This window comes from Nocardia sp. NPDC058519 (assembly GCF_042719755.1).
Taxonomy (GTDB): domain Bacteria; phylum Actinomycetota; class Actinomycetes; order Mycobacteriales; family Mycobacteriaceae; genus Nocardia.
The window spans coordinates 240,218-265,135 of the sequence record NZ_JBHXNK010000004.1; the positions used below are offsets into that span (position 1 = coordinate 240,218).

Consider the following 24,918-nt stretch of genomic DNA (forward strand, 5'->3'; position numbering starts at 1 on the left):
GGTGGACGCTCATGTCATGACTTCGAACGAGAACAACGCAGCGACCACCACCACAACCACTGCCGCACAGGCTTATCCGAACCTGCAGCAGACCATCCAGGAGATCGTCGACAGCGGTTTGGTCGGCTTGCACCTGCGGGTGGACGACGAACACGGCGCGTGGGTCGGCAGCGCCGGGCACAGCGTGCTGGGCGAGCCCGCGGCGCCGCCGATCAACGGGCGCGTCCGGATCGGCAGCAACACCAAGACGTTCCTCGCGACCCTGGTCCTGCAACTGGTGGCCGAGGGCAAGATCGCGCTGGACACCCCCGCCGTGGACTACCTGCCCCGGTTCGCCCTCGACCCCCGAATCACGGTGCGGATGCTGTTGCAGCACACCAGCGGGATCTTCAACTTCACCGGCGAGGTCTACGAGGACGGGACGACCGCGCCGGGAGTCGTGGCCTGGGGTGGCAAGGAATGGGTGGACAACCGTTTCCAGACCCACCACGCCGATGACCTGGTACGTCTGTCCCTGGCCGAGCCTGCCCGGTTCGAGCCCGGCACGGACTGGAGCTACTCCAACACCAACTACGCGCTGGCCAAGCTGCTCATCGAGGCGGTCACCGGTCACTCGCTGGCCGAGGAGATGCAGCGCCTGATCCTGGGTCCACTCGGGCTGTCCGACACCGTGGTACCGGAGACCTCGACCGAGATCGGCGGACCGCACGCCCACGCCTACTACCGCTACGACGACGCGGGCGTGGACAAGACGGTCGACGTCACCGCGCAGAACCCCTCCTGGATCTCCAGCGGCGGCGACATGATCTCGACCAGCAAGGACCTGCACACCTTTATCTCCGCGCTGCTGAGCGGCAAGTTGCTGCCCGCCCCGCTGCTGGCCGAGATGCTCACCCCCGAAGCCAAGGTCGGCTACGGGCTCGGGGTGTTCGTCCAGAAGACCGAGACCGGCACCGTCATCACCCACAACGGCGGCCACGGTGGCCATGCGGCACTGATGTACAGCACGCCCGACGGCTCCAAGACCATGACCGCCGCGCTGAACTATGTCGACGACGCCGACCTGTCCCTGGCCGCGGCGTTCCAGGCTGCGACCCAACGGCTCGTCGAGGAGGTCTTCGGCGGACAGGGCGCCGCGGCCTGAGTGCATCGGCGATGGCGAACCGGGCCGCGTCCGACCGAGCGCGGCCCGCAGACTTGACCGCGTCGACATCGTCAAGGTCAACTTTCCCGGTAGGACTACCCGAGCAAGGCGGACCGATCAGATGAACAACGGCGTCACAATCGGCCAGGCCGCGGCATTCGCCGGCGTCACGATCAAAACCGTGCGGCACTACGAGAAGAACGGTCTGCTCGACGAACCGGCACGCGACAGCTCCGGCTACCGCCGGTACGGCTCGGCCGAGCTGCTGCGGCTGGTGCAGGTCAGAACCCTGGCCGCCGCCGGGGTGCCGCTGGCCGAGATCGGAACACTGCTCGACGCCGACGCGGCATCGTTCGCGACCGAGCTCGCCGATGTCGAGCGGCGCCTCACCGAACGGATCGAGGAGTTGATCGCCCGCCGTGACACTCTGCACCGCCTCGCCGACGGCGACCGCACGCTGCTGCCCGACCGCGCGGTGGCGCTGCTCGCCCGCCTGCCCGAACTCGGTATCAGCCCGGCAGACATCGCCGCCGCCAGAGAGGGCTGGGTGCTGGCCAAAGCCCTTGTCCCGGAAGGCTTCGACGAGTACCTCGCCAACGTCGAGAACGCCATCGGGGACCCCGAGTTCCTCGCCGTGTACCGGCGCGCCTCCGAGGCCATGAGCTGGGAGCCCGACGACCCACGCGTCGACGACATCGCCGACGCGGTCGCCGAGCACTACCTCACCAACCCCGACCACCTCGAGATCGTGACCGGACTGCAAGCCCGCACCGAAGCCGCGACACGCTACAAATTGATCCGTCACCACGGTGAGGAGCCGGAATCGGCCGCGGCCAAGATGTCCGCGCTCGTCGAAGCGAAACTCCGTGCCGCCGGTGTGAGGATCCCGGGACCGAACTCCCGCTGAGTCGCTGCCACCCTCAGATCTGATGCACCCACGCGACGAAGAACAGCGTGCCCGAGGCCGCGAGGACCAGGGCGATCGGAATCGCCCACCACGATCGGTCACCGCCGAGCACCGTCCGGGTCACCCGCAGCTGCAACCGGCCGAACAGGGCGATCATGGCGACGAACACCGGCGCGATCAGCACGCCGAGCACCGCGTGCACCGCCCACGCCCCCGCCAAGGTGGGCCCGCCCCAGGAGTTCTCGTAACCATCGGCGGCGACCAGCGGATAGGCCAGACCGCGGACAAGAACCAGCACGCTGAGCATCGCGAGGAACCAGCCGAGGAGCCCGACACCGCCGGACAACACCGACTGGATGAGGCACCGCGCCAGTGAAACGTTCTGGGCGCCGACAGGTTCGCGCAGCAGTAGTCGCGGTACCCGCAGCCGGGTCCGCACGCGGGTGAACGCCAGTGGCAGTGCCAGCAGTTCATAGACCGCCGACCGTGCCACCGCGCCGATCACCGCAGCGACCCGGCCGCCGCGAGATCGTCGAACAACAACTGGTCGACAGGCGGAACCAGATCGCGGTCGCCGAACCCGAACCAGGCCAGCGCCTCGATCTCGTTGCTGGCCGTGAGCACCCCGCGGTAGTCGGCGGTGTAGCACGCCATCCGGACGACAGCGTGGTGCCCGTCGGCGAGCGCGGCCTCGTAGGTGCCGACGTGGACCGCGCTCTCGGGCGCGAGTTCGACGGTCAGTTCCTCGGCGACCTCGCGGACCAGGGTCTGCAGGTCGGTCTCGGCTCCCTCGCGTTTGCCGCCCGGAATGAAGAACACGTCCTTACCGCGTGGGCGGGCACACAGGATGCGACCGTTCTCGATCAGCACCCAGGCCACCGTATCGACGAGCTGCTGTTGCGCAGGTTCCACCACGGCCCGGAGCTTAATCGGCACGTGCGCGAGGGTGTTGCCCAGTCCCTTGCACACGGCCGCGGGCAAGACGGTGCTTCGCCCGCGGCATCCGCCGGTCAGTGACCGGGCAGCACGCACACGGTGTCCAGCCCGAGGACACGATTGAGGCGGCCGAACGCCAGCCAGGAACCGATGCTCATGCTCAGCTCCACCACCTCGGCCTGGGTGTACTGCGCGAACATTCTGGCCCAGAATTCGTCGTCGAGGCCGTGATGGTCGGTGGCATAACGCTCGGCGTATTCGGCGGCGAGCCTGGCGCGTTCGTCGAACCGGTCGGTGTCACGCCAGTGGGTGACGGCATCGGCGAATTCCGCTTCGACCTTCTGCCCGTCGCGTTCGGTGCGCCAGTCCTGACAGAACAGGCACCCGTTGATCTGGGCGATCCGCAGCCGAGCCGCTTCGAATTCACGCAGGCCGAGGGTGGAGTGCTCGTAGACCGACAGCGAGAACGCCGCCGCGGCGACCCCGATGCCGGGCACCATCTCGCCCCACACGAAACCGATGGGATCTTTGCCCTCGGGAATGTCGATGATCATTGTGGTGTCCTTCCGAGTTTGCCGACCGCGGCACGCAGCGGCACATCCAGTGCGTCATACAGACCCGGTGGCGCCTCGACCAGCCAGTCGATGGCATTGACCAAACGTCCCACCGCCGTGGCGTTTCCGCCTGCCGCGCGATTGCCGCCCTCGTCGGTCGCTTCGACGCTGACCTCGATGCGCGGCGAGCCCTCGATGATCACCCGGTGGGCGCCGTCGCCGTCGGGTGGTGTGGGCCAGTCCGGTGCGCAGCTCGGATGAATGCGGGTGACATGCTCGATCACGATGCGCGCCTGCCCATCGATGATGCCCTGCACCTCGAATCGCACCGCACCCTGCGTGCCCGCGTCGAACGCTCCCATCTGCGCGGTCTGCACGGTCGTATCGAGGGCGCGCCGTTCGACGGTTTCGCGAATCTCGTCGAGTTCGACACCCAGCGCCCTGGCCATCAGCCGAATCTGGCCGCCCCACACCATCGTCGGCACGCTCGCCATCAGCATCGGCGGCTCGTAGTCCATCGGCTGCCCCATCCCGACGAGATAGCGCACCGAGTCGGGTTGGTCATAGGTGGAGTAGTCGAAGATCTCCTGGCAGCGCACCACCTCGATGGTGGCCGCGAGCCCGCTGATCAACAGTGGCAGCACATCGTTGCCCCAGCCGGGATCCACCCCGGAGACGAACAGCGAACCACCGCCCGCGGCAATGGCTTCCAGTACCGGCTCGCGGATTTCGGCCGGTGCGTTGCGCGGGTCGTAGAGGGCGTAGAGCGCGGGCGTGACGACGACGGCCCCGGCGCGGATCGCCCGCGTGATGTCGGCGAGCGCGTCGTCGGGCCGGATTTCTCCGGACGCCGCGTACATCACCGCCCGCGGACCGGCGCCGAGTAGAGCGTCGATGTCGTCAGTGGCGGCCACCCCCAATTCGGTGTCGAGGCCCGCGAGCACGCCCGCGTCTCGGCCGACCTTGTCGGGATTGTGCACGAGCACCCCGGTGAGAACCAGCGCCGGATGGGCAGCCACGGCACGGATAGCGGCGCGGCCGACATTTCCGGTGCCCCAGACGATCGTGGGGATCATCGAGCCACCGTAGCAAGCGCTTGGTTCGGCGTCCGGGGTATCCGAAATCTCAGCCCGCGCGCAGGCCGAGCCCGCGCGCACCGATGGCCTCGGCAAGGCGGTTCACCGCTGCGGACAGCTCGCGCTTCGGGGGTCTGCGCGCACCGAACATCGACACCACGACCTCGTCGCCGACCTGTTCCCAGGTGCCCGCGATCCGGCCGTCGACCAGCACCAGCGGGGAGATCCAGCCCGCCGTCCTGCTCACCTTCGACCGGTGCTCGGCGGGCAGTAGCACGGTGTCGCCGGTTCCCGGCCCCAGCACGTACTGGTCGAACGGGCCGAGCAGATGGACGCCGCCGTCGAGGGTCGCCGCGGCGAGATCGTCGGCGAACTCGCTCGGAATCCAGCCGATCCGACCCTCGACGTCGACCTCGGTCAGCGCCGGGCGCATGGCCGCGAACCAGCCACGCACCACCGGTTTGCGGACGTTGTTGCGACTGAGCCACGCATCGAACGACTCCGGCGTCGCGGGACCGTACGCGCCGAGATAGGCGCTGATCAATGTCGGTGCGGCGCTGTCAGGTTCGGGTATGCCCGGCCACTCGCCGGTCAGGGCGGCCGGTGCGGTGAAGGTGACCTTGCCGCCGCGCGCGGGACCGTGGCACAGCGCACCCTGCCAGGCCAGCGGTTTGAGCACCGCACCCCACCCGGACCGCAATTGCTCGCCGAGGTGGGCGAAGCCGGGTTCGGCGAGCACCGCCTCGACCAGTTCGTCACGGGTCAGGACCTGATCGGCCAGGACGCCCGACACCACCTCCACCAGGGCGGTCACCTGATCGGGAGTCGCACCGAATGTCTTCTGCCACGAGGGTTTCTCCCACGTGCGCGCCGATCCGATCAGCGACAGCGCCGCCGCGGCCTGCTCGGGCACCATCGCGTGCAAGGTGCCGCGCATCGCCCAGGTCTTGATCAGTGTGCCCGCGCCCAACGCCGCGCCGACACCGCGTGAACGGGCATCGGAACTGCGTAGCGCGACAGCCGTCTCCGCCGCCGAGGCCACCTGCGACTGCACCCCCGCCAACCTGGTCGCGACATCCTCGACCGAGCCCGCGGTCGGTGCCGCGACGAACTGACGGCCCAGCCGCCAGGCGAACACCTGATCCCATCCGACACTGAGCATGCGTCCCCATCCCCGTGACCGATCTAGCTGGACCCCCATCAGATCAGATCACTCCGACACCTTCGAGCTAGCTCGCCTCGGTGCGCCGGGTGGCGACACGGCGCAATGCCGCGCGCAATCCCGCGAATTCGTCGTCACTGATCCGGTCGACGAAATAGTTGAGAACGAGGTCGGACCGCCCGCCGACACCGAGGGCTTCGTGCATGAGCTGGGCGCTGTGTTCCTCGCGGGTCACCGTCGGCCAGTACCGGTACGCGCGGCCCTCGCGCTGCCTGGCCAGCCAGCCTTTGCGGTGCAGATTGTCCATGGTCGACATCACGGTGGTGTAGGCGATGTCGCGTTCGGTCGCGAGTTCGTCGAACAGTTCGCGCACCGTGGTCGTGTCCACATCGCGGTCCCACAGCCGATCCATCAGGACCGCCTCGAGATCCCCGAAACCACGCACCGCCGATCGACTCCTTCACCTTGCCCGAACCGGCTTCACAGTACCGGCACTGCCTCGGTGAGAGTCGCGAGCATGGCAATGGCAAGGAGGGAAACCCACTCCTTGCCACTTCTAATCTATAGCGCACCCCGGGGCTTGCGGCAAGACCCCGGTCGTGCCGCACAATCTCTCGGCGAGCCCGCAACCTGCGGAAATCTTGTCGAAGGGGAGTATTCGATGATCGAGGTGATCGTTGCCGGCGGTGGACCGACCGGCATGATGCTGGCCGCCGAATTGCGGCTGCACGGGGTGCGTGTGGTGCTGCTGGAAAGGGACACCGAGCCGACGAAGATCGTCCGCTCGCTCGGCCTGCACGCGCGCAGTATCGAGATCATGGATCAGCGCGGCCTGCTGGACCGGTTCCTCGCGCTCGGCCGCAAGCATCCAGTCGGCGGCTTCTTCGCCGGGATCCCCAAACCGGCACCCGAGCGACTCGACACCGCCCACCCGTATGTCCTCGGCATCGCGCAACCGCTCACCGATCAGCTGCTCAGCGAGCACGCCGCCGGGCTCGGTGCCGAGATCCGGCGCGGCACCGAAGTGGTCGGGCTGAGCCAGGACGACGATGCGGTCACGGTCGAACTGGCCGACGGCACGCAGCTGCGTTCGCGCTACCTCGTCGGGTGCGACGGCGGCCGCAGCACCGTGCGCAGGCTGCTCGGCGTCGCGTTTCCGGGTGAGCCGAGCCGGATCGAGACGCTGCTCGGCGAAATGGAATTGACCGCGTCACCGGAAACGATCACCGAGGTGATGACCGAAGTCCGCAAAACCCAGCTGCGATTCGGCGCGATGCCGCTGGCCGACGGGGTCTATCGCGTGATCGCCCCCGCGGACGGCGTCGCCGAGGACCGTGCGGTCGCGCCCACCTTCGACGAACTGAAGCGACAGCTCATCGCCACCGCGGGTACCGACTTCGGTGCGCACTCACCCCGCTGGCTGTCGCGTTTCGGCGACGGCACCCGCCAGGCCGAGCACTACCGCGTCGGCCGCGTGCTGCTGGCAGGCGACGCGGCCCACATCCACCCGCCCGCTGGTGGACAGGGCCTCAACCTCGGCGTCCAGGACGCGTTCAACCTCGGTTGGAAACTGGCCGCGCGGATCAACGGCTGGGCACCACCGGGCCTGCTCGACACCTACGAGACCGAACGCCACCCCGTAGCCGCCGACGTGCTCGACAACACCCGCGCCCAGATGGAACTGATGTCGCTCGACCCGGGACCGCAGGCGGTGCGCAGGCTGTTGTCGCAACTGACGGACTTCGACGAGGTGAGCCGCTATCTCACCGAGAAGATCATCGCCATCGGGATCCGCTACGACTTCGGCCATGGCGATCCACTGCTCGGTCGGCGACTACGCGACATCGCCTTGAAACGCGGCCGCCTCTACGCGCAGATGCACGCGGGCCGCGGACTCCTGCTCGACCAGACCGGGCGCCTGTCGGTGCGTGGATGGTCAGACCGGGTCGACCACATCATCGATGTCAGCGAAGAACTCGACGCCCCCGCGGTGCTCCTTCGCCCTGACGGGCATGTGGCCTGGACCGGGGAAGAACAACAGGATCTGCTCGCCCACCTGCCCGTCTGGTTCGGCCGACCGGACCTCGACACATCGCGCTGACGTGTCCAGCGATGTCTTCCGACTCACCAGCGGGGATTGCCTTCCGTGCCGACGTGGTTGCGCCGACTCGCTGTCTCCCGGAATCATCGGCGTATGAGGTTCGCAGGGGTGGCCCGATGACCGAGCTCGACACGTTCGCCACATTCCGGCCGCTGCTGTTCACGATCGCCTACGAAATCCTGGGCTGCGCCGCCGATGCCGAGGATGTGTTGCAGGACAGCTACCTTCGCTGGCGCGACGCGACGGAGGTGACGCATCCGCGCGCGTATCTGGTGCAGATCGTCACCCGTCAGGCGATCAACCACCTCCGCTCGGCCAGGCGCCGCCGCGAGGACTACGTCGGCACCTGGCTCCCCGAACCGATCCGCACCACGCCCGACGCGGGCCACGATGTGTTGCTGGCGGAGTCGGTGTCGATGGCCATGTTGCTCGTGCTGGAAACCCTCGGTCCCACCGAACGTGCGGTGTTCGTCCTGTCGGAGGTGTTCGGGCACAGCCACAGCGAGATCGCGGAGATGATCGACAAGTCCGATACGGCCGTGCGGCAGATCGCCCACCGGGCCCGCGCGCACGTGGCATCACGGCGCCGCCGCTTCCAACCCGACTCCGACACCAGCCGCGCGGTGATCGGCCGTTTCCTGCTCGCCGCCCACACCGGTGACGTGAGCGCCCTCATGGCGGTGCTCGCTCCCGATGTCGTCGAGATCTCCGATGGCGGCGGCCGCGTCTCCGCCGCACGCCGCCCGATCATCGGCGCCGAGCCCGTCGCGCGGTTCCTGATCGGGCTGACCCAGAACTCGATGGCGGGCGCGACGGTCGAATTCGGCAGTTTCAACGCGCAGCCCGCGGTACTCGCCCGATCGACGAACGGCGAGCTGGACACGGTGCTGGTGGTCGAGATGGCCGACGACCTCATCACCGGCCTCTACGCGATCCGCAACCCAGACAAACTGCGGTCCATCGATGTGCTCCGCACCCTCGACATCGCCGCCGACCTGCCCTGACCACAGTCGGTGACGCAGGACACACCCCAGCCGTGTCACGCTGAGCCTGCGAGCGGTGTCTCCGAGAGTGTCCAGCAATGCAGCGGAACGAAAGGACCATCCCCATGAAGGTCATCCTCGTGTGCAAGTCGGTGTCACACGGAAACACCCAGCGCGTCGCCGAGGCCATGAGCCAAGTTCTCGGTGGCCGGGTCGTCGCCCCCGCCGACATCGATCCGGCCGAACTCGCCGACTGCGACCTCGTCGGCTTCGGCTCGGGGATCTACTACATGGATTTCCACCCGGAACTGCGCGGATTCATCGCCGCGCTACCGACCGGGCACCGGGGCAAGGCGTTCGTGTTCCGCACCAGCGGAGTCGCGGAACCACCGTTCCGCCGCTACGTCACCAGCCTGACCAAGAGCATCGAACGGAAGGGCTTCGACGTGGTCGATGCCTTCGATTGCCGCGGCTTCGACACGATGCTCCCGTTGCGCCTCGTCGGCGGCATCCGTAAGGGCCACCCCAACGCCACCGACATCACGGCCGCCCGCGCGTTCGCCGAGAACCTGCGGGCCAGGACTACCGCCACACCCTGATCGGCCGAACTCGTCATACCCCGATGCGAACATATGTTCGTGTCCGATTCCGCCGCCCCGCGTCGCCCGCGTATCCAGTCCCGCGCCGAAGCCTCGATCCTGCATGCCGACCTCGACTCGTTCTACGCCTCGGTCGAACAGCGTGATCAGCCGTGGCTGCGTGGCAAACCGGTCATCGTGGGCGGCGGGGTGGTGCTGGCGGCCAGTTATGAGGCCAAGGCGTTCGGTATCCGCACTCCGATGAACGCGGGTCAGGCCCTGCGCTTGTGCCCGCACGCGATCGTCGTGCCGCCGCGGATGTCGGCCTATGCCGAGGCGAGCAAGGCGGTTTTCGCGGTCTTCGGTGACACCACCCCGGTGGTGGAGGGGATCTCGATCGACGAGGCGTTCCTCGACGTCAGCGGGTTACGCCGGATCAGCGGCGAACCGATCGACATCGGCCACCGGCTCCGCGCACAGGTGGCAGAGCGCGTAGGCCTGCCCATCTCCGTGGGTATCGCCCGCAACAAATTCCTCGCCAAGGTCGCCTCCGCCGTCGCCAAACCCGACGGGTTACGCCTCGTCGAACCCGGCAAGGAACTCGACTTCCTGCACCCACTGCCGGTGGAGCGATTATGGGGCGTCGGCAAGGTCACCTCGGCGACCTTGCACGCCAACGGCATCACCCGCATCGGCCAGCTCGCCGAACTCGGCGAACCCCACCTGCGCGCGATCCTCGGTCCCGCCGCGGCCCGTCACCTGTTCGCGCTGTCGTGGGCTCGCGACCCGCGCCACGTGGAAACCGGCAAACGGCGGCGCTCGATCGGAGCCCAACGCGCTCTCGGGCGACGCCCACGCGAGCCAGAGGAGATCGCCGCCTATCTCGACGGCCTCACCGACCGGCTCGGCCGCCGCCTGCGCGCCGCCGACCGCGTGTGCCGAACAGTGGTGCTGCGCTTACGTTTCGACGATTTCACCCGAGCCACCCGCTCCCACACCCTCGTCGAAGCCACCGACACCTCCGCCACGATCCGCCACGCCGCCCGCCTACTCCTGCACACCGCCCAACCACTCATCACCGAACGCGGCATCACCCTGATCGGCCTGTCGCTGACCAACCTCGACGACGCCGACACCATGCAACTCACCCTGCCCCTGGAGGCACGCGCCGAGAACACTCTCGACGCCACTCTCGACGACTTACGCCGCCGTTTCGGCTCCACCGCCGTCACCCGAGCCGCCCTCCTGCGCAGCGGCGAAGGGATCTCGGTCCCGCTACTGCCCGACTGACCCCGCCGAGCTCCTCCACGCCGACCACTGCGGATCCACCATGCGAGCCGACGTGGAATAATCGCCGAATGCCTTACGCCGTCATCGGCTTTCTGACTCTCGCCCTGTGGGTGTATTGCCTGGTCGACATCATTACCAGCCCCGACGCGGGCATCCGGCACCTACCGAAAATGGGATGGATCATCGTCGTCGTCCTGATCCCTACGATCGGCGCGCTGCTGTGGTTGTTCGCGGGTAGGCCCGTCGGCGAGTCACGACCTGCTTCGAATACCCGGTTCGGTGAATACGATCGTCCCGGCCGCCGGGTCGCGTCGAATCCCGACGACGACGAGGCCTTCCTCCGCGGCCTGCGCGAACGCGCCGAACAGCAGCGTCGAGAGGCCCGCAGGCAACAGGAAGAACGCGACCAGGACCCGGCCTGATCACCCGAAAGGTGCTGGGCCGGTCGCGCATCTACGTGCGCTGGTCGTGCTTGGCGGGCCGGAACAGGGATCGCGTCCCGAACAGCGAACTGTCGAACCGCTTGCCCGCGTCCGGTTCCCGGTGATAGCGCTCGATACGCAACACCTCGTTGCGGGACCCGAAGATGAACGGCACCCGCTGATGCACCTGGGCCGGGGGGACCTCCATCATGCGTTCGTGCCCGGTGGTCGCCGCCCCACCCGCCTGCTCGACGATGAACGCGATCGGATTCGCCCTGTATAACAGCGAGACCCGGCCCGGCAGCGCGGGATTGCGGGTATCTCGCGGGTACAGATACAGCCCACCCCTGGTCAGGATGTGGAACGTATCGGCCACCAGCGACGCCACCCACCGCATATTGAAATCGCGCCCGCGCGGCCCCTCCACTCCCTCCAGACATTCGAGCACGTACCGGCGCACCGGCCGCTCCCAGAACCGCTCATTGGCGGCATTGATCGCGAATCCCGAAGTGTCCTGCGGGATACGCATCTGCGGGTGGGTCAACACGAACGCCCCGATCTCCCGATCGAGGGTGAACCCGTCGACCCCACTGCCGGTGGTGAGCACCAGCATGGTCGCGGGCCCGTACAGCGTGAAACCCGCACACACCTGCTCCACACCCGGTTGCAGGAAGTCGGATTCGGCGGGTTCCGCGTCGCCGGCGACAACCTCTTCGGGCGCCCGCAGAATGCTGAAGATCGAACCGACAGGCAGGTTCACGTCGATGTTGCTCGACCCGTCCAGCGCGTCATAGGCCAGGAGATACTTGCCCCGCCGCTGAGCAGCGGGCAACACCGTCGCGTGCTGCTCGGACAACAACCCCGACAAATGCCCGGACCACTGCGTCTGCCCCACCATGATCTCATCGGTCAGCACATCGAGCCGCCCACTCACCGACGACTCGTCGTCGACCCCCGACCCGATGATCGCCCCACGCGTCACCTGATTGGCAATGATCTTCGCCGCCGTGGCCACCACATTCACCAGCGCGGAGAACTCCCCCGACGAACCGGGATGCCGATGTTCTTCCTCGATCGTGTAGCGAGTAAGCGTTTTCAGTCCATTCGGCATCCGGCAACAACCCCTATGAAATCCGGTGTGTCCCTTGCCCTTTCCAGAATGGCTCACAACACGCTCACAATCAATGTGAACCCGCCCGGCAACACGGGCTGCACCTCGATTGGTCGTCATGCTTGACCTTGCCCCTGGGGGCAGCGTTTACATTCGCTGTATGAGGATCGGAGAGCTTGCGCGGCTGGCTCAGCTCAGCCCCAAGGCCATCAGACGGTACGAGGCTTTGGGGCTGGTCGCGCCGGAACGTCACCCCAACGGCTTCCGCGAATACGACGACCACACCGTCCGGCTGGTGCAGGAAATCCGATCCCTGAATCGTCTGGGAATCCCGGTGGAGGAGACCCGTCCGTTCCTGGACTGCCTGGCGACAGGCAGCGAACACGTGGACGACTGCCCCGCCTCACTGGCCGAATACCAGCGGAACATCGACGCATTGAACGCAGAAATCGAAGCACTCACCGCCCGCAGAGACGCCCTCGCTGATCGACTCCGCGACGCCGCGCATCGCCACAGCACCAACCGAAGGCTCCCGTGGCCGGAGGCGGTCTTTGCGCGGCAGCCCCTGTCGGGCCGCGACCGCCCCACCGAACTGAAGGAATCATGATGACCCAGAGTTCCGCGATCGCAGGCACCGTTGCGGTGACCGATGAATCATTCGACCGCGACGTCCTCACCCACCCCGGCCTCGTCCTCGTGGACGTCTGGGCCACATGGTGCCCTTCGTGCAAAATGATCGCCCCCGTGCTGGCCGAAGTCGCCCGCGAACGTGCGGACACCCTCGCCGTTCGCACCCTCAACGCCGACGAGAACCCGCTCACCGCCCGCGATTACCAAGTGATGGCTGCCCCGACGCTGCTGCTCTTCCGCGACGGCCAACTCCTGCGCACTCTCGTCGGTGCCCGCTCCAAGGCGAAGCTCCTCGCCGAGCTGGACGACGCAGCGAGCCACTGATCCCGGTAGACGGGTGTCAGCACCGTCGGTACGGTCGTCGCCAGGGGCGCGGTCGCTTGGGGTGATGGGTATGGGCGCAGGCGGAACAATGCGGTGTTCATCCACCTCACCTCCGCCGCCGAATGGCAACAGATCACCGGTGAACCGGCACCACCCACCCCGATAACCGCCCAGGCCTACGCCGCCAACGGCCTGCCCTGGTTCGACAACTACGCCGCCGACTCCGACGACCTGCCACCTTCGTCCCAACTCGCCGACGTGCAACCGACAGGCAACTGGCTCGCCGACGAACAACCGAATCCGCCCATCGGATACGGCCTTCCGACGATTCCGCTGGGCGACAACGCCGTCGGAGACGGCAACTGGTAGCTCCCGAAAGCCTGCGGCGGAGGTTCTTGCGCCGCAGGCCAACTGCCGGATCCGGCGAACCCGCCACGGTGGCGCCATTCTCGGACGTACGATCCGAGCGTGGCCGAATCCAAAGGTTCCACCCCGCTGCGTGTGCTGGTCTACAGCAACGATGCCGATACCCGTCAACAGGTGATCCTGGCGCTGGGCCGTAGGCCGCGTGCCGATCTACCCGAGCTCGATTTCTTCGAGGTCGCCACCGCGCCGGTGGTCATCGAGCAGATGGATGCCGGTGGGATCGATCTGGCCATCCTCGACGGTGAATCCGCCCCGACCGGTGGCCTCGGTATCGCCAAGCAGCTCAAGGACGAGATCGATCAGTGCCCGCCGGTGGTCGTGCTCACCGGTCGGCCCGATGACGCCTGGCTGGCCAACTGGTCGCGTGCCGAGGCCGCCGTCTCGCACCCGATCGACCCTATGCAGCTCACCAACGCGGTCGCCGGGGTCCTGCTCGCCCGCTGACGGGAGCGTCCGGGCATCGTCCCGAACCGTCGGATAGTCCGCTTCGCACCTTTCTGTCTATCACCACTGGTAATGCCAGTGGTTCGCTGCCGCATGCCCGTTGGCGATTACCCCCGTATCGCTCATGAATCGCGGTACCGATATCGATCAAACCCCGCCCCGGAAACGTGCGGCGGAGCTCCGAAACGGCGGTAGTCTGTGCTCTAGCTCACACGAGCACGGGCTCTTGTATAACGCTCCGCCATCGCTGCACAGCCTTGCGCGAGCCCCCGTTCGGCGGACAACGTTGTCGGCCCCGTCTCGCCGAAAGCTGCCGTCCGCGGCCGGGCCACACGGCTCGGCCTGCTCCAGCGAGGAGGGGAAGTGCAGTCGTGAATATCGAGGTGCCCGCACTCGTACTCGGCGCCATCGCCGCGGCGTTCGCGGTGTTCTCCGTCATCATGGCGTCGCTGATCGGCCCGAAACGCTACAACCGGGCCAAGCTCGAACCCTATGAATGCGGCATCGAGCCGACCCCGCACGCCATCGCCGGTGGCCCGGGAAATGCAGCGGGACAGCGCTTTCCGGTGAAGTACTACCTCACGGCGATGCTGTTCATCATCTTCGACATCGAGATCGTGTTCCTCTACCCGTGGGCAGTGCATTTCGACACGCTCGGGCTGTTCGGTCTCGCCGCGATGGCGCTGTTCATCGTCAATGTGTCTGTCGCCTACGCCTACGAGTGGCGTCGCGGCGGCCTCAGCTGGGAATGAGTGGGAAATAATGGGTCTCGAAGAGAAACTGCCCAGCGGGTTCCTGCTGAGCACGGTCGAGGATTTCGCCGGCTACCTGCGTAAGGGCTCGGTCTGGCCCGCGACGTTCGGGTTGGCGTGCTGCGCGATCGAGATGATGGCCACCGGCGCCGGACGATTCGACATCGCCCGCTTCGGCATGGAAGCGTTCCGCGCCTCCCCACGTCAGGCCGATCTGATGATCGTGGCGGGCCGGGTGAGCCAGAAGATGGCGCCGGTGCTGCGTCAGGTCTACGACCAGATGACCGAGCCGAAATGGGTGCTGGCCATGGGGGTCTGCGCGTCCTCGGGTGGCATGTTCAACAACTACGCCATCGTGCAGGGCGTCGACCACATCGTCCCGGTCGACATCTACCTGCCCGGCTGCCCGCCGCGCCCGGAGATGCTGCTCAACGCGATCCTGGCGCTGCACGCGAAAATCGCCGAGATGCCGATGGGCGTCAACCGCGAGGAAGCGATCCGCGCCGCCGAAACGGCCGCGCTGGCCAGCACGCCGACCATCCGGATGGAGGGGCTGCTGCGATGACCTTCGACTCCCCCGACAACACCGACAGCCCTGCGGGACAAGAGATTCCGGAGGAATCGCCCGTACAGCCGCAATCGAAACCGCCCGAGGACGAGGTGATCGGCACGCGGCGCGGTATGTTCGGCGTCAGCGGCACCGGCGACACCTCCGGCTACGGCGGCCTGGTCACCCCGGTCGCCCTGCCCGCGGGCACCCCGCCCCCGTATGGCGGCTGGTTCGACTCGTTCGTCGGTACGTTGCGTGCCGCACTCGTCGGACGTGTCATCGCCTTCGACACCGTGATCGAGAAGGTCGTGGTGTTCCGCGACGAACTCACCCTGCACGTGAAGCGCGAACATCTCGTCGCCGTCGCGAGCGCGCTGCGCGACGACAGCTCCCTGCGATTCGAACTGTGCCTCGGCGTCAACGGCGTGCACTATCCCGACGACGAAGGCCGCGAACTACACGCCGTCTACCACTTGACGTCGATCACCCACGGCCGCCGCGTACGGCTGGAAGTGTCCGCGCCCGATGCCGATCCGCACATTCCGTCGCTGTTCTCGGTGTATCCGACAACCGACTGGCACGAACGCGAAACCTACGACTTCTTCGGCATCCTCTTCGACGGGCACCCCTCCCTGACCCGCATCACCATGCCCGACGACTGGCGCGGCCATCCGCAGCGCAAGGACTACCCGCTCGGCGGGATCCCGGTGGAGTACAAGGGCGCGCGCATACCGCCGCCCGACGAGCGGAGGAGCTACAGCTGATGACCGACACCGACTTCCGCCGCGACGAACCACCGGTTGTGACTGTCGCAGGCCAGGACTGGGACCAGGTCAGCGAAGTGATCGACGGCGGCGCCGAAGAACGCATCGTGGTGAACATGGGCCCACAGCACCCCTCCACGCACGGGGTGTTGCGCCTGATCCTCGAGATCGAAGGCGAGACCGTCACCGAGGCCCGCTGCGGCATCGGCTACCTGCACACCGGCATCGAGAAGAACCTGGAATTCCGCAACTGGACCCAGGGTGTCACCTTCGTGACCCGGATGGATTACCTGTCCCCGTTCTTCAACGAGACCGCCTACTGCCTCGGCGTGGAGAAACTCCTCGACATCACCGAGCAGATCCCCGAACGCGCCACCGTGGTGCGAGTGCTGCTGATGGAGCTCAACCGGATCTCCTCGCACCTGGTGGCTCTCGCAACCGGCGCCATGGAGCTGGGCGCGCTCACCCCGATGCTGTTCGGTTTCCGTGAACGCGAACTCATCCTCGACGTCTTCGAAACCATCACCGGCCTGCGGATGAACCACGCCTACATCCGCCCCGGCGGCCTGGCCCAGGATCTCCCCGACGACGGCGTCACCAAAGTCCGTGAACTGCTCGACCTCCTGCCCGGCCGGCTCCGCGATATGGAGCACCTGCTCAGCGCCAACCCGATCTGGAAGAAACGCACCCAGGACATCGGCTACCTCGACCTCACCGGCTGCATGGCACTCGGCATCACCGGCCCTGTCCTGCGCGCCACCGGCCTGCCGCACGATCTGCGCAAATCAGACCCGTACTGCGGCTACGAGAACTACGAATTCGACATCCCGACCACTACCGGCTGTGACTGCTACGGCCGCTACATCATCCGGGTCGCCGAGATGGCCGAGTCGATCAAGATCGTCGAACAGTGCCTGGACAAGCTGCGGCCGGGACCGGTGATGATCGACGACAAGAAGATCGCCTGGCCCGCCGACCTGGAACTGGGCCCCGACGGTCTCGGCAACTCGAACAAGCACATCGGCAAGATCATGGGCACCTCCATGGAATCGCTGATCCACCACTTCAAGCTCGTCACCGAGGGCATCAGAGTGCCTGCGGGACAGGTGTATTCGGCGGTGGAGTCCCCGCGCGGGGAACTGGGTGTGCACATGGTCAGCGACGGCAGCACCCAGCCGTATCGGGTGCACTACCGCGACCCCTCGTTCACCAACCTGCAAGCGGTGGCGGCGATGTGCGAGGGCGGCATGGTCGCCGACGTCATCGCCTCGGTCGCCAGCATCGACCCCGTCATGGGCGGAGTGGACAGATGAGCATTGAACACCGTCCGGGCACTGACCTCTCATTGTGCGGAGTAGACCGATGACTACAGAACAGCCTTCCAGCACACCGATTCTCCTGAAGCTCAGCACGCGCCCGGAACCGTATCCACCGCACGTGCGCGAACGCCTCGAACTGGACGCGAAGGAGATCATCACCCGCTACCCACACCCCCGTTCCGCGCTGCTCCCGCTGCTGCACCTGGTGCAAGCCGAGGAAGGCTGCGTGACCGGCACCGGCATCGACTTCTGCGCCGATCACCTGAACCTCACCGGCGCCGAGGTGACCGCGGTCGCCACCTTCTATTCGATGTACCGGCGCACCCCCACCGGCGACTACCACGTCGGCGTGTGCACGAACACGCTCTGCGCCATCCTCGGCGGTGACGCCATCTACGAAGCACTGCAACAACATCTGGAAATCGGACACGGCCAGACAACCCCCGACGGCGCCATCACCCTCGAACACATCGAATGCAACGCCGCCTGCGATTACGCGCCGGTCATGATGGTGAACTGGGAATTCTTCGACAACCAGACTCCAGAATCGGCGCTCGCCATCGCCGATGCCCTGCGAGCGGGTCACCAGGTCCGTCCCACCCGCGGCGCACCACTGTGCACGTTCCGTGAAACCGCCCGCATCCTCGCCGGATTCCCCGACGAGCGCCCCGGCGTGCTCGAAGGAGCACCGGGCGCACCCACCTTGGCGGGGCTCGAAATCGCCGCAGAAGATGACTCGGCAGGGGGATCGCGATGACGACGCTCACCCCGGTACTCAGTGAACACTGGGCCACCCCGCGGTCCTGGACCCTCGAAAGCTACCGCGCGACCGGCGGCTACGACGGCCTCCGCGCCGCCTTGCGGAAGGCGCCCGACGAGGTGATCCAAACCGTCAAGGACGCGGGTCTGCGCGGTCGCGGCGGCGCGGGCTTTCCCACCGGCATGAAGTGGTCGTTCATCCCGCAGGGCCCCGGCCCCGACGGCACGACGAAACCGCACTACCTCGTCGTCAACGCCGACGAATCCGAACCCGGCACCTGCAAAGACATCCCGTTGATGCTGGCCACACCGCACACCCTCATCGAAGGCATCGTGATCGCCGCGTATGCGATCCGGGCCGCGACCGCGTTCATCTACGTCCGCGGCGAAGTGGTGCCGGTGCTGCGCAGACTCCAAGCCGCTGTCGCCGAGGCCTATTCGGCGGGACTGCTCGGCCACGACATCCTCGGCTCGGGATTCGATCTGGAGCTGATCGTGCACGCCGGCGCGGGCGCCTACATCTGCGGTGAGGAAACCGCCCTGCTCGACTCCCTCGAAGGCAGGCGCGGACAGCCCCGACTGCGCCCACCGTTCCCCGCGGTCGCGGGCCTGTACGCATGCCCGACAGTGGTCAACAATGTGGAATCCATTGCCAGCGTGCCCTCGATCCTGCGCCACGGCACCGAATGGTTCCGTTCGATGGGCAGCGAGAAGTCACCCGGTTTCACGCTGTACTCCCTGTCGGGACACGTCGCCCGCCCCGGCCAGTACGAGGCCCCGCTCGGCATCACCTTGCGCGAGCTGCTCGACTACGCGGGCGGTGTGCGGGCCGGGCACACCCTGAAGTTCTGGACCCCCGGCGGTTCCTCGACACCGATGTTCACCGACGAACACCTCGATGTCGCCCTCGACTACGAAGGTGTCGCCGCCGCCGGATCCATGTTGGGCACCAAGGCCTTACAGATCTTCGACGACACCACGTGCGTGGTGCGCGCGGTCCTGCGCTGGACCGAGTTCTACGCCCACGAATCGTGCGGCAAATGCACACCGTGCCGTGAGGGCACCTACTGGCTCGTGCAATTGCTGCGCCGGCTCGAAGCGGGCCATGGCACCGAAGCCGACCTGGACAAGCTCGCCGACATCGCCGACAACATCAACGGCAAATCGTTCTGCGCGCTCGGTGACGGCGCGGCCAGCCCGATCTTCTCCTCGCTGAAGTACTTCCGCGACGAATACCTCGCGCATCAGCGACTCGGCGGCTGCCCGTTCGATCCGGCCGCCTCGACCGTGTGGGCACCAGCGAAAGAGGACCGATGACAGCCATCGCGCCAGGTAGCAGTAGCGGGGTAGTGCCCACCGACATGGTGAGTGTCACCATCGACGACACCACCATCGAGGTGCCCGCCGGAACCCTGCTGATCCGCGCCGCCGAACTGATCGGCGTGCAGATCCCCCGCTTCTGCGACCATCCCTTGCTCGACCCGGTCGGCGCCTGCCGACAGTGCCTCGTCGAGGTGGAAGGGCAGCGAAAGCCGGTCGCCTCCTGCACGATCCCCGTCACCGACGGCATGATCGTGCGAACCCAGATCAGCTCCCCGGTCGCCGAGAAGGCCCAGCGCGGGGTGATGGAGTTGCTGCTCATCAACCATCCGCTGGATTGCCCGGTGTGTGACAAGGGCGGTGAGTGTCCGCTGCAGAACCAGGCGATGTCCACCGGCAGCGCCGAATCCCGCTTCGACGGGGAGAAGCGGACGTACCCGAAGCCGATCCCGCTGTCCACGGCGGTGCTGCTGGACCGGGAGCGGTGCGTGTTGTGCGCACGCTGCACCCGGTTCTCCCAGCAGGTCGCCGGTGACCCGTTCATCGAACTGATGGATCGTGGTGCGCTGCAACAGGTCGGCATCGCCCAGGCCGAGCCCCTCGACTCCTATTTCTCCGGCAACACCGTGCAGATCTGCCCCGTGGGCGCGCTCACCGGCACTTCCTACCGTTTCCGGGCCCGCCCGTTCGACCTGGTCTCCACACCGAGTGTCTGTGAGCACTGCGCCTCCGGGTGCGCGCAACGCACCGACCATCGCCGTGGAAAAGTGTTGCGCCGCTTGGCCGGTGACGATCCGCAGGTCAACGAGGAATGGAACTGCGACAAAGGCCGCTGGGCCTTCGCCTACGCCACCGAACGCGACCGCCTCACCACACCGATGGTGCGCGGCTGGGACGGCGTCCTCGCCCCCGCCTCCTGGCCCGAAGCACTCACCGCCGCCGCCGCGGGCCTGAGCGCCGCGATCGGCAATGCCGGAGTTCTCGTCGGCGGACGAGTCACCGAGGAAGAGGCCTACGCGTACAGCAAATTCGCGCGAATGGTCCTCGCTACCAACGACATCGACTTCCGCAGCCGGGTGCACTCGGAAGAGGAGGAACGATTCCTCGCCGCCCGCATCGCCGGACGCGGTGTCCAGGTCGACTTCGCCGCACTCGACAGAGCCCCCGTCGTGCTGCTGGTCGGGTTCGAACCGGAAGAAGAATCGCCCATCGTCTACCTGCGGCTGCGCAAGGCCGCACGGACACGCGGGCAGCGGGTGATTTCGCTGGCGCCGTTCGCCTCCCGTGGCCTCGAACGCATGTCCGGCGCGCTCATCCAAACCCCGCCCTGCGGCGAAGCCGATCTCATCACCTCGATCATGGCCGAAACTTCCGCCGATGCCACCGAACTCATGGCGATGCTGAATACGCCGGGTGCCATTGTCATGGCGGGCGAACGTCTCGCGGGCAGCCCCGGCGCGCTGTCGGCGGTGACCCGCCTGGCCGATGTCACCGGTGCCGCGCTGGCCTGGGTGCCGCGTCGTGCCGGCGAACGTGGCGCGCTGGAAGCGGGCGCGCTGCCCGGCCTGTTGCCCGGCGGCAGGCCCGTGGTGGATCCCGCTGCGCGCCAACAGGTTCGACATCGGTGGCAGTCCGGAGAACTCCCGGTCACGCTGGGGCGCGACGCCACCGCGATCCTGTCGAGCGCGGCCCAGCTGGGTGCGCTGGTCATCGGTGGTGTCGACCCGGCCGATATGCCGGACCCGGCGGCCGCACTGGCCGCCATCGACGCGGCCCGGTTCGTCGTCAGCCTCGAAATGCGGCACAGCGCCGTCACCGAACGCGCCGACGTCGTCTTCCCGGTGGCGACCGCGATGGAGAAGTCGGGCACCTTCCGCACCTGGGAAGGCCGACCGCGCCCCTTCACCGCGGCCTCGCTCGACACCACCCGCCGCGTCGCCGCCCCGCTGTCGGACCTGCGGGTATTGCAATCGCTGGCCGCACAGATGGGCGTCCCGATCAACCTGCCCGATACTGCCGCCGCCCGCGCCGAACTCGACTCGCTCGGTCCCTGGAACGGCACCCCCCTCCCGGCACCGGAACTGACCAGCCAGACCCGTCCCGTGCCCGGCCCCGGAACGGCGGTGCTCGCGGGGTGGCGAATGCTGCTCGACGCAGGTCGCATGCAGGACGGTGAACCCAACCTCGCCGGCGTCGCGCGCCCGCCGGTCGCCCGCCTGTCGGCCGCGACCGCCGCCGAGATCGAAGCCGACGATGCTGATCACGTCATCGTCTCCACCGATCGCGGCGAGATCTCGGTGCCGCTGATGATCACGGACCTGCCCGACCGGGTGGTGTGGCTGCCGCTGCACTCGCCCGGCTCGACGGTCGCCGCCGAACTCGGTGTGACACCCGGCGCCGTGGTGCGCCTGCGTCGCGCCGACGACAGGATGAAGGAACACCGTCATGAGTGATCGAGTGCTACTCCTCGCGGCCGACGCCGGACCTGTCTTCGGCACCGACCCGCTGTGGCTGGTGGTGGTCAAGGCGCTCGGCGTGTTCGTCTACCTGATGCTGGTGCCGTTGATCGCGGTGTACGCCGAGCGCAAAGTCGTCGCGTGGATGCAGATGCGGGTCGGTCCCAACCGGATCGGGCCCGGCGGCATGCTCCAGTCCGTCGCCGACGGTGTGAAGATGGCGCTCAAGGAAGACATCATCCCGGCCATCGTGGACAAGCCGATCTTCGTGCTCGCCCCGATCATCTCGGTGATCCCGGCGTTCATGGCGTTCGCGGTGATCCCGATGGGCCCGGAGGTGTCGATCTTCGGGACGCGAACCGCGTTGCAGCTCACCGACATGCCCGTCGCCGTGCTCTACATCCTCGCCATCACCTCCATCGGCGTGTACGGCATCGTGCTGGCCGGCTGGTCGTCGGGCTCGACGTATCCGCTGCTCGGCGGCCTGCGATCGACGGCGCAGGTGATCTCCTACGAGATCGCGATGGCACTGACCTTCGCCACGGTGTTCCTGCTGTCGGGCACCATGGCGACCTCCGAGATCGTCGGCGCGCAGGAGGGCACCTGGTACGTCTTCCTGCTGCTGCCCTCGTTCCTCATCTACTGCGTGTCCATGGTCGGCGAAACCAACCGGGCGCCTTTCGACCTGCCCGAAGCCGAAGGTGAACTCGTCGGCGGGTTCCACACCGAGTACTCGTCGCTGAAGTTCGCGATGTTCATGCTCGCCGAATACGTGAACATGGCAACGGTGTCGGCGCTTGCGACCACGCTGTTCCTCGGCGGCTGGCGCGCACCGTTCCCGATCAGCCTGTGGGAGGGCGCCAACTCCGGATGGTGGCCGCTGCTGTGGTTCACCCTCAAGGTGTGGACGTTCCTGTTCGTGTTCGTCTGGCTGCGCGGCACCCTGCCCCGGCTGCGCTACGACCAGTTCATGAACCTCGGCTGGAAACTGCTCATCCCCACCTCACTGGTGTGGGTGATGGTCGTGGCCGCCGCACGGGTACTCGATCTCGAAGGCCTCCCCGGACAGAACCTGATCCTGGTCGGAGTGGGTCTGGTGATCACCGCCGCGATGATCGCGATGTTCCTGCGCGCGGGCCGCAGCAAGGGTCTACCGCCGCTGCCGCCACAGGAGCCCTCGACCTCGTCGGTGTTCCTCGGATTCCCGGTCCCGCCGATGCCACCACGGCCCGCGAACGACGAGCCCCAGATCGGCTTGTTCGAACCGCTCGCCGGTTTCGCGGTCACCGCGGCCACGATGTTCAAGAAGCCCAACACCGAGTCCTACCCCGAGGAGAAGGTACCGACCGCGCCGCGGTATCACGGCCGCCACCAGCTCAACCGCTACGAGGACGGACTCGAGAAGTGCATCGGCTGCGAGCTGTGCGCGTGGGCGTGCCCGGCCGACGCGATCTTCGTCGAAGGTGCCGACAACACCGAGGACGAACGCTTCTCCCCCGGTGAGCGGTACGGACGGGTCTACCAGATCAACTACCTGCGCTGCATCGGCTGCGGCCTGTGCATCGAGGCCTGCCCGACGCGCGCACTCACGATGACCAACGAATACGAAATGACCGACGACAACCGCGCCGACCTCATCTACGAGAAGGACCAGCTGCTGGCCCCCCTGCAGCCGGGCATGACTCCGGCGCCACACCCGATGGCACCGGGCACGGACGCGGCCGACTACTACCTGGGCCGGGTCGGTCCCGCACCGTCGGAGCAGGAGGTACTGCGATGAGCACCGCAACTGTGCTGGCCGCCGAGATCGCCGACACCTCCACCGGTGAGGCCGTGCTGTTCTGGGTGCTCGCCCCGATCGCGGTGCTCGGCGCACTGGGCATGGTAACCGCGGCCAAGGCCGTGCATTCGGCAATGTGCCTGGCCGCCACCATGATCGCGCTCGCCGTGTTCTACATCGCGCAGGGCGCGCTGTTCCTCGGCGTCGTGCAGATCGTGGTGTACACGGGCGCGGTGATGATGCTGTTCCTGTTCGTGCTGATGCTCGTCGGCGTCGACTCCGCGGAATCGCTGCGGGAGACGTTGCGCGGTCAGCGCATCGCCGCGGCGATCGTCGGGGTCGGATTCGGGATGCTGTTCATCGGCGGCATCGGCGCGGCTCTGCGCGACAGCGGCACCAGCTTCCCCGGCCGCGGTTTCGGCGACCGTGACGTGATCGCCGAACTCGCCGAGTTGATCTTCCTGCGCTACGTGTGGGCCTTCGAACTCACCGGCGCGCTCCTGATCACGGCCACCATCGGTGCGATGGTGCTGGCCCACCGCGAGCAGTTCACCCCCAAACGCGGGCAGCGCGAAATGTCGCGCGACCGCTTCCGCACCGCGGGCGAACGGGCGACTCCGCTGCCGACACCGGGTGTCTACGCACGCCACAACGCTGTCGACAGCCCCGCCCAACTCCCCGACGGCTCCTTCGCCGAACTCTCGGTGAGCACGATCCTGCGTCATCGCCGCACCCGAGCCCACACCGAAGCCGCCGTGGCCTCGGTCGGCACGCTGCGTGAGGACGAGATCAGCGACGACAACCCGACGGCCGACGAGGAAGGCAAGCGGTGAACCCCCAGAACTACCTGTTCCTGTCTGCGCTGCTGTTCACCATCGGCGCCGCGGGAGTGTTGTTGCGCCGCAACGCGATCGTGGTGTTCATGTGCGTGGAGCTGATGCTCAACGCGGTGAATCTGGCGTTCGTCACCTTCGCCCGGTTGCACGACAACCTCGACGGTCAGGTGATCGCGTTCTTCACCATGGTGGTCGCCGCCGCCGAGGTCGTCGTCGGCCTGGCCATCATCATGACGATCTTCCGTGCCCGCCGGTCGACCTCGGTCGACGACGCCAACCTGCTGAAGTTCTGAC

Annotated in this window: 28 protein-coding genes; 21 read left to right on the forward strand and 7 right to left on the reverse strand. The window is 67.2% G+C overall.

Annotation, left to right across the window (positions count from 1 at the left end; translation table 11 throughout):
• Nucleotides 1-16 precede the first annotated feature (16 nt).
• Nucleotides 17-1,144, forward strand: coding sequence for a serine hydrolase domain-containing protein (locus tag ACFWPK_RS07155; protein WP_378913675.1), 1,128 nt, complete (start codon nucleotides 17-19; stop codon nucleotides 1,142-1,144).
• A 121-nt stretch (nucleotides 1,145-1,265) separates the two neighbouring features.
• Nucleotides 1,266-2,051, forward strand: a complete 786-nt coding sequence (locus ACFWPK_RS07160; protein WP_378913676.1) for a MerR family transcriptional regulator — start codon at nucleotides 1,266-1,268, stop codon at nucleotides 2,049-2,051.
• A 13-nt stretch (nucleotides 2,052-2,064) separates the two neighbouring features.
• Here the strand turns inward: ACFWPK_RS07160 and ACFWPK_RS07165 are convergent, their stop codons facing one another.
• The 6 genes from ACFWPK_RS07165 to ACFWPK_RS07190 all read right to left on the reverse strand — a co-directional run bounded on the left by ACFWPK_RS07165 (nucleotide 2,065) and on the right by ACFWPK_RS07190 (nucleotide 6,224).
• Nucleotides 2,065-2,544 carry a hypothetical protein gene (locus ACFWPK_RS07165; RefSeq protein WP_378913677.1) on the reverse strand — a complete coding sequence of 160 codons (480 nt, stop codon included), beginning with the start codon at nucleotides 2,542-2,544 and terminating at the stop codon, nucleotides 2,065-2,067.
• An 8-nt stretch (nucleotides 2,545-2,552) separates the two neighbouring features.
• Entirely contained in the window at nucleotides 2,553-2,987 is a 435-nt protein-coding gene (locus ACFWPK_RS07170) for an NUDIX domain-containing protein (RefSeq protein ID WP_378913678.1), read from the reverse strand.
• Between the two features lie 74 nt (nucleotides 2,988-3,061).
• The gene (locus ACFWPK_RS07175) at nucleotides 3,062-3,541 is read right to left on the reverse strand and encodes a carboxymuconolactone decarboxylase family protein (RefSeq protein ID WP_378913679.1); all 480 of its coding nucleotides are present in this window, start codon (nucleotides 3,539-3,541) and stop codon (nucleotides 3,062-3,064) included.
• A complete protein-coding gene (locus tag ACFWPK_RS07180; protein ID WP_378913680.1) occupies nucleotides 3,538-4,617 on the reverse strand; it encodes a dihydrodipicolinate reductase in 1,080 nt (359 codons plus the stop codon). The genes ACFWPK_RS07175 and ACFWPK_RS07180 overlap by 4 nt, the downstream gene beginning before the upstream one ends.
• Nucleotides 4,618-4,666: 49 nt before the next feature.
• On the reverse strand, nucleotides 4,667-5,779 hold the full coding sequence (locus tag ACFWPK_RS07185; RefSeq protein WP_378913681.1) for a winged helix DNA-binding domain-containing protein: 1,113 nt from the start codon (nucleotides 5,777-5,779) through the stop codon (nucleotides 4,667-4,669).
• A 67-nt stretch (nucleotides 5,780-5,846) separates the two neighbouring features.
• On the reverse strand, nucleotides 5,847-6,224 hold the full coding sequence (locus tag ACFWPK_RS07190; RefSeq protein ID WP_378913682.1) for a BlaI/MecI/CopY family transcriptional regulator: 378 nt from the start codon (nucleotides 6,222-6,224) through the stop codon (nucleotides 5,847-5,849).
• Nucleotides 6,225-6,440: 216 nt separating this feature from the next.
• Between ACFWPK_RS07190 and rox the strand changes: the two genes are divergently transcribed.
• The 5 genes from rox to ACFWPK_RS07215 all read left to right on the forward strand — a co-directional run bounded on the left by rox (nucleotide 6,441) and on the right by ACFWPK_RS07215 (nucleotide 11,153).
• Entirely contained in the window at nucleotides 6,441-7,880 is a 1,440-nt protein-coding gene (rox, locus tag ACFWPK_RS07195) for a rifampin monooxygenase (RefSeq protein ID WP_378913683.1), read from the forward strand.
• A 116-nt stretch (nucleotides 7,881-7,996) separates the two neighbouring features.
• A complete protein-coding gene (locus ACFWPK_RS07200) occupies nucleotides 7,997-8,884 on the forward strand; it encodes an RNA polymerase sigma-70 factor (RefSeq protein WP_378913684.1) in 888 nt (295 codons plus the stop codon).
• Nucleotides 8,885-8,988: 104 nt separating this feature from the next.
• A complete protein-coding gene (locus tag ACFWPK_RS07205) occupies nucleotides 8,989-9,462 on the forward strand; it encodes a flavodoxin family protein (protein WP_378913685.1) in 474 nt (157 codons plus the stop codon).
• Between the two features lie 33 nt (nucleotides 9,463-9,495).
• A complete protein-coding gene (gene dinB / locus ACFWPK_RS07210; protein ID WP_378913686.1) occupies nucleotides 9,496-10,731 on the forward strand; it encodes a DNA polymerase IV in 1,236 nt (411 codons plus the stop codon).
• 68 nt (nucleotides 10,732-10,799) lie between these two features.
• Nucleotides 10,800-11,153 carry a PLD nuclease N-terminal domain-containing protein gene (locus ACFWPK_RS07215; RefSeq protein ID WP_378913687.1) on the forward strand — a complete coding sequence of 118 codons (354 nt, stop codon included), beginning with the start codon at nucleotides 10,800-10,802 and terminating at the stop codon, nucleotides 11,151-11,153.
• A gap of 31 nt (nucleotides 11,154-11,184) precedes the next feature.
• Here ACFWPK_RS07215 and ACFWPK_RS07220 read toward each other — a convergent pair whose 3' ends face one another.
• Nucleotides 11,185-12,264: a class 1 fructose-bisphosphatase gene (locus ACFWPK_RS07220; protein WP_378913688.1), complete on the reverse strand. Its 1,080-nt coding sequence runs from the start codon at nucleotides 12,262-12,264 to the stop codon at nucleotides 11,185-11,187.
• A 160-nt stretch (nucleotides 12,265-12,424) separates the two neighbouring features.
• On the opposite strand from ACFWPK_RS07220, the gene ACFWPK_RS07225 reads away from it, so the two are divergent.
• The 14 genes from ACFWPK_RS07225 (at nucleotide 12,425) to nuoK (ending at nucleotide 24,917) form a co-directional block, all read left to right on the forward strand.
• The gene (locus ACFWPK_RS07225) at nucleotides 12,425-12,871 is read left to right on the forward strand and encodes a MerR family transcriptional regulator (protein ID WP_378913689.1); all 447 of its coding nucleotides are present in this window, start codon (nucleotides 12,425-12,427) and stop codon (nucleotides 12,869-12,871) included.
• Entirely contained in the window at nucleotides 12,871-13,218 is a 348-nt protein-coding gene (trxA, locus tag ACFWPK_RS07230; protein ID WP_378913690.1) for a thioredoxin, read from the forward strand. Before ACFWPK_RS07225 ends, trxA begins: the two co-directional genes overlap by 1 nt.
• A 93-nt stretch (nucleotides 13,219-13,311) precedes the next feature.
• Entirely contained in the window at nucleotides 13,312-13,587 is a 276-nt protein-coding gene (locus tag ACFWPK_RS07235) for a hypothetical protein (protein WP_378913691.1), read from the forward strand.
• 99 nt (nucleotides 13,588-13,686) lie between these two features.
• Nucleotides 13,687-14,088 (forward strand): hypothetical protein, encoded by a 402-nt coding sequence (locus ACFWPK_RS07240; protein WP_378913692.1) that lies wholly within the window; start codon nucleotides 13,687-13,689, stop codon nucleotides 14,086-14,088.
• 371 nt (nucleotides 14,089-14,459) lie between these two features.
• On the forward strand, nucleotides 14,460-14,840 hold the full coding sequence (locus ACFWPK_RS07245; RefSeq protein WP_056819816.1) for an NADH-quinone oxidoreductase subunit A: 381 nt from the start codon (nucleotides 14,460-14,462) through the stop codon (nucleotides 14,838-14,840).
• A gap of 10 nt (nucleotides 14,841-14,850) precedes the next feature.
• Nucleotides 14,851-15,405 carry a NuoB/complex I 20 kDa subunit family protein gene (locus ACFWPK_RS07250; protein WP_378913693.1) on the forward strand — a complete coding sequence of 185 codons (555 nt, stop codon included), beginning with the start codon at nucleotides 14,851-14,853 and terminating at the stop codon, nucleotides 15,403-15,405.
• On the forward strand, nucleotides 15,402-16,154 hold the full coding sequence (locus ACFWPK_RS07255; protein WP_378913694.1) for an NADH-quinone oxidoreductase subunit C: 753 nt from the start codon (nucleotides 15,402-15,404) through the stop codon (nucleotides 16,152-16,154). The genes ACFWPK_RS07250 and ACFWPK_RS07255 overlap by 4 nt, the downstream gene beginning before the upstream one ends.
• Entirely contained in the window at nucleotides 16,154-17,467 is a 1,314-nt protein-coding gene (nuoD, locus tag ACFWPK_RS07260) for an NADH dehydrogenase (quinone) subunit D (RefSeq protein WP_378913695.1), read from the forward strand. The genes ACFWPK_RS07255 and nuoD overlap by 1 nt, the downstream gene beginning before the upstream one ends.
• 49 nt (nucleotides 17,468-17,516) lie before the next feature.
• Complete coding sequence (gene nuoE / locus ACFWPK_RS07265; protein ID WP_378913696.1) at nucleotides 17,517-18,230, forward strand: NADH-quinone oxidoreductase subunit NuoE; 714 nt, start codon at nucleotides 17,517-17,519, stop codon at nucleotides 18,228-18,230.
• The gene (gene nuoF, locus ACFWPK_RS07270) at nucleotides 18,227-19,549 is read left to right on the forward strand and encodes an NADH-quinone oxidoreductase subunit NuoF (protein ID WP_378913697.1); all 1,323 of its coding nucleotides are present in this window, start codon (nucleotides 18,227-18,229) and stop codon (nucleotides 19,547-19,549) included. The genes nuoE and nuoF overlap by 4 nt, the downstream gene beginning before the upstream one ends.
• Nucleotides 19,546-22,005, forward strand: coding sequence for an NADH-quinone oxidoreductase subunit G (locus ACFWPK_RS07275; protein ID WP_378913698.1), 2,460 nt, complete (start codon nucleotides 19,546-19,548; stop codon nucleotides 22,003-22,005). The genes nuoF and ACFWPK_RS07275 overlap by 4 nt, the downstream gene beginning before the upstream one ends.
• Entirely contained in the window at nucleotides 21,998-23,788 is a 1,791-nt protein-coding gene (gene nuoH, locus ACFWPK_RS07280; RefSeq protein WP_378913699.1) for an NADH-quinone oxidoreductase subunit NuoH, read from the forward strand. Before ACFWPK_RS07275 ends, nuoH begins: the two co-directional genes overlap by 8 nt.
• Nucleotides 23,785-24,621 (forward strand): NADH-quinone oxidoreductase subunit J, encoded by an 837-nt coding sequence (locus ACFWPK_RS07285; protein WP_378913700.1) that lies wholly within the window; start codon nucleotides 23,785-23,787, stop codon nucleotides 24,619-24,621. The genes nuoH and ACFWPK_RS07285 overlap by 4 nt, the downstream gene beginning before the upstream one ends.
• Entirely contained in the window at nucleotides 24,618-24,917 is a 300-nt protein-coding gene (nuoK, locus tag ACFWPK_RS07290) for an NADH-quinone oxidoreductase subunit NuoK (RefSeq protein WP_056819797.1), read from the forward strand. The genes ACFWPK_RS07285 and nuoK overlap by 4 nt, the downstream gene beginning before the upstream one ends.
• The last annotated feature ends 1 nt before the right edge of the window (nucleotide 24,918 follow it).

Excerpts from the sequence above, each read along its gene's own strand:
- ACFWPK_RS07285 (WP_378913700.1), top strand. The coding sequence starts at position 23,785 with ATGAGCACCGCAACTGTGCTGGCCGCCGAGATCGCCGACACCTCCACC.
- ACFWPK_RS07275 (WP_378913698.1), top strand. The coding sequence starts at position 19,546 with ATGACAGCCATCGCGCCAGGTAGCAGTAGCGGGGTAGTGCCCACCGAC.
- nuoH (WP_378913699.1), top strand. The coding sequence starts at position 21,998 with ATGAGTGATCGAGTGCTACTCCTCGCGGCCGACGCCGGACCTGTCTTC.
- ACFWPK_RS07180 (WP_378913680.1), bottom strand. The coding sequence starts at position 4,617 with ATGATCCCCACGATCGTCTGGGGCACCGGAAATGTCGGCCGCGCCGCT.
- ACFWPK_RS07200 (WP_378913684.1), top strand. The coding sequence starts at position 7,997 with ATGACCGAGCTCGACACGTTCGCCACATTCCGGCCGCTGCTGTTCACG.
- ACFWPK_RS07185 (WP_378913681.1), bottom strand. The coding sequence starts at position 5,779 with ATGCTCAGTGTCGGATGGGATCAGGTGTTCGCCTGGCGGCTGGGCCGT.
- trxA (WP_378913690.1), top strand. The coding sequence starts at position 12,871 with ATGACCCAGAGTTCCGCGATCGCAGGCACCGTTGCGGTGACCGATGAA.
- nuoE (WP_378913696.1), top strand. The coding sequence starts at position 17,517 with ATGACTACAGAACAGCCTTCCAGCACACCGATTCTCCTGAAGCTCAGC.
- ACFWPK_RS07215 (WP_378913687.1), top strand. The coding sequence starts at position 10,800 with ATGCCTTACGCCGTCATCGGCTTTCTGACTCTCGCCCTGTGGGTGTAT.
- nuoF (WP_378913697.1), top strand. The coding sequence starts at position 18,227 with ATGACGACGCTCACCCCGGTACTCAGTGAACACTGGGCCACCCCGCGG.
- dinB (WP_378913686.1), top strand. The coding sequence starts at position 9,496 with ATGTTCGTGTCCGATTCCGCCGCCCCGCGTCGCCCGCGTATCCAGTCC.
- ACFWPK_RS07255 (WP_378913694.1), top strand. The coding sequence starts at position 15,402 with ATGACCTTCGACTCCCCCGACAACACCGACAGCCCTGCGGGACAAGAG.
- ACFWPK_RS07225 (WP_378913689.1), top strand. The coding sequence starts at position 12,425 with ATGAGGATCGGAGAGCTTGCGCGGCTGGCTCAGCTCAGCCCCAAGGCC.
- rox (WP_378913683.1), top strand. The coding sequence starts at position 6,441 with ATGATCGAGGTGATCGTTGCCGGCGGTGGACCGACCGGCATGATGCTG.
- ACFWPK_RS07155 (WP_378913675.1), top strand. The coding sequence starts at position 17 with ATGACTTCGAACGAGAACAACGCAGCGACCACCACCACAACCACTGCC.
- ACFWPK_RS07160 (WP_378913676.1), top strand. The coding sequence starts at position 1,266 with ATGAACAACGGCGTCACAATCGGCCAGGCCGCGGCATTCGCCGGCGTC.
- ACFWPK_RS07205 (WP_378913685.1), top strand. The coding sequence starts at position 8,989 with ATGAAGGTCATCCTCGTGTGCAAGTCGGTGTCACACGGAAACACCCAG.
- ACFWPK_RS07250 (WP_378913693.1), top strand. The coding sequence starts at position 14,851 with ATGGGTCTCGAAGAGAAACTGCCCAGCGGGTTCCTGCTGAGCACGGTC.
- ACFWPK_RS07175 (WP_378913679.1), bottom strand. The coding sequence starts at position 3,541 with ATGATCATCGACATTCCCGAGGGCAAAGATCCCATCGGTTTCGTGTGG.
- ACFWPK_RS07220 (WP_378913688.1), bottom strand. The coding sequence starts at position 12,264 with ATGCCGAATGGACTGAAAACGCTTACTCGCTACACGATCGAGGAAGAA.
- nuoD (WP_378913695.1), top strand. The coding sequence starts at position 16,154 with ATGACCGACACCGACTTCCGCCGCGACGAACCACCGGTTGTGACTGTC.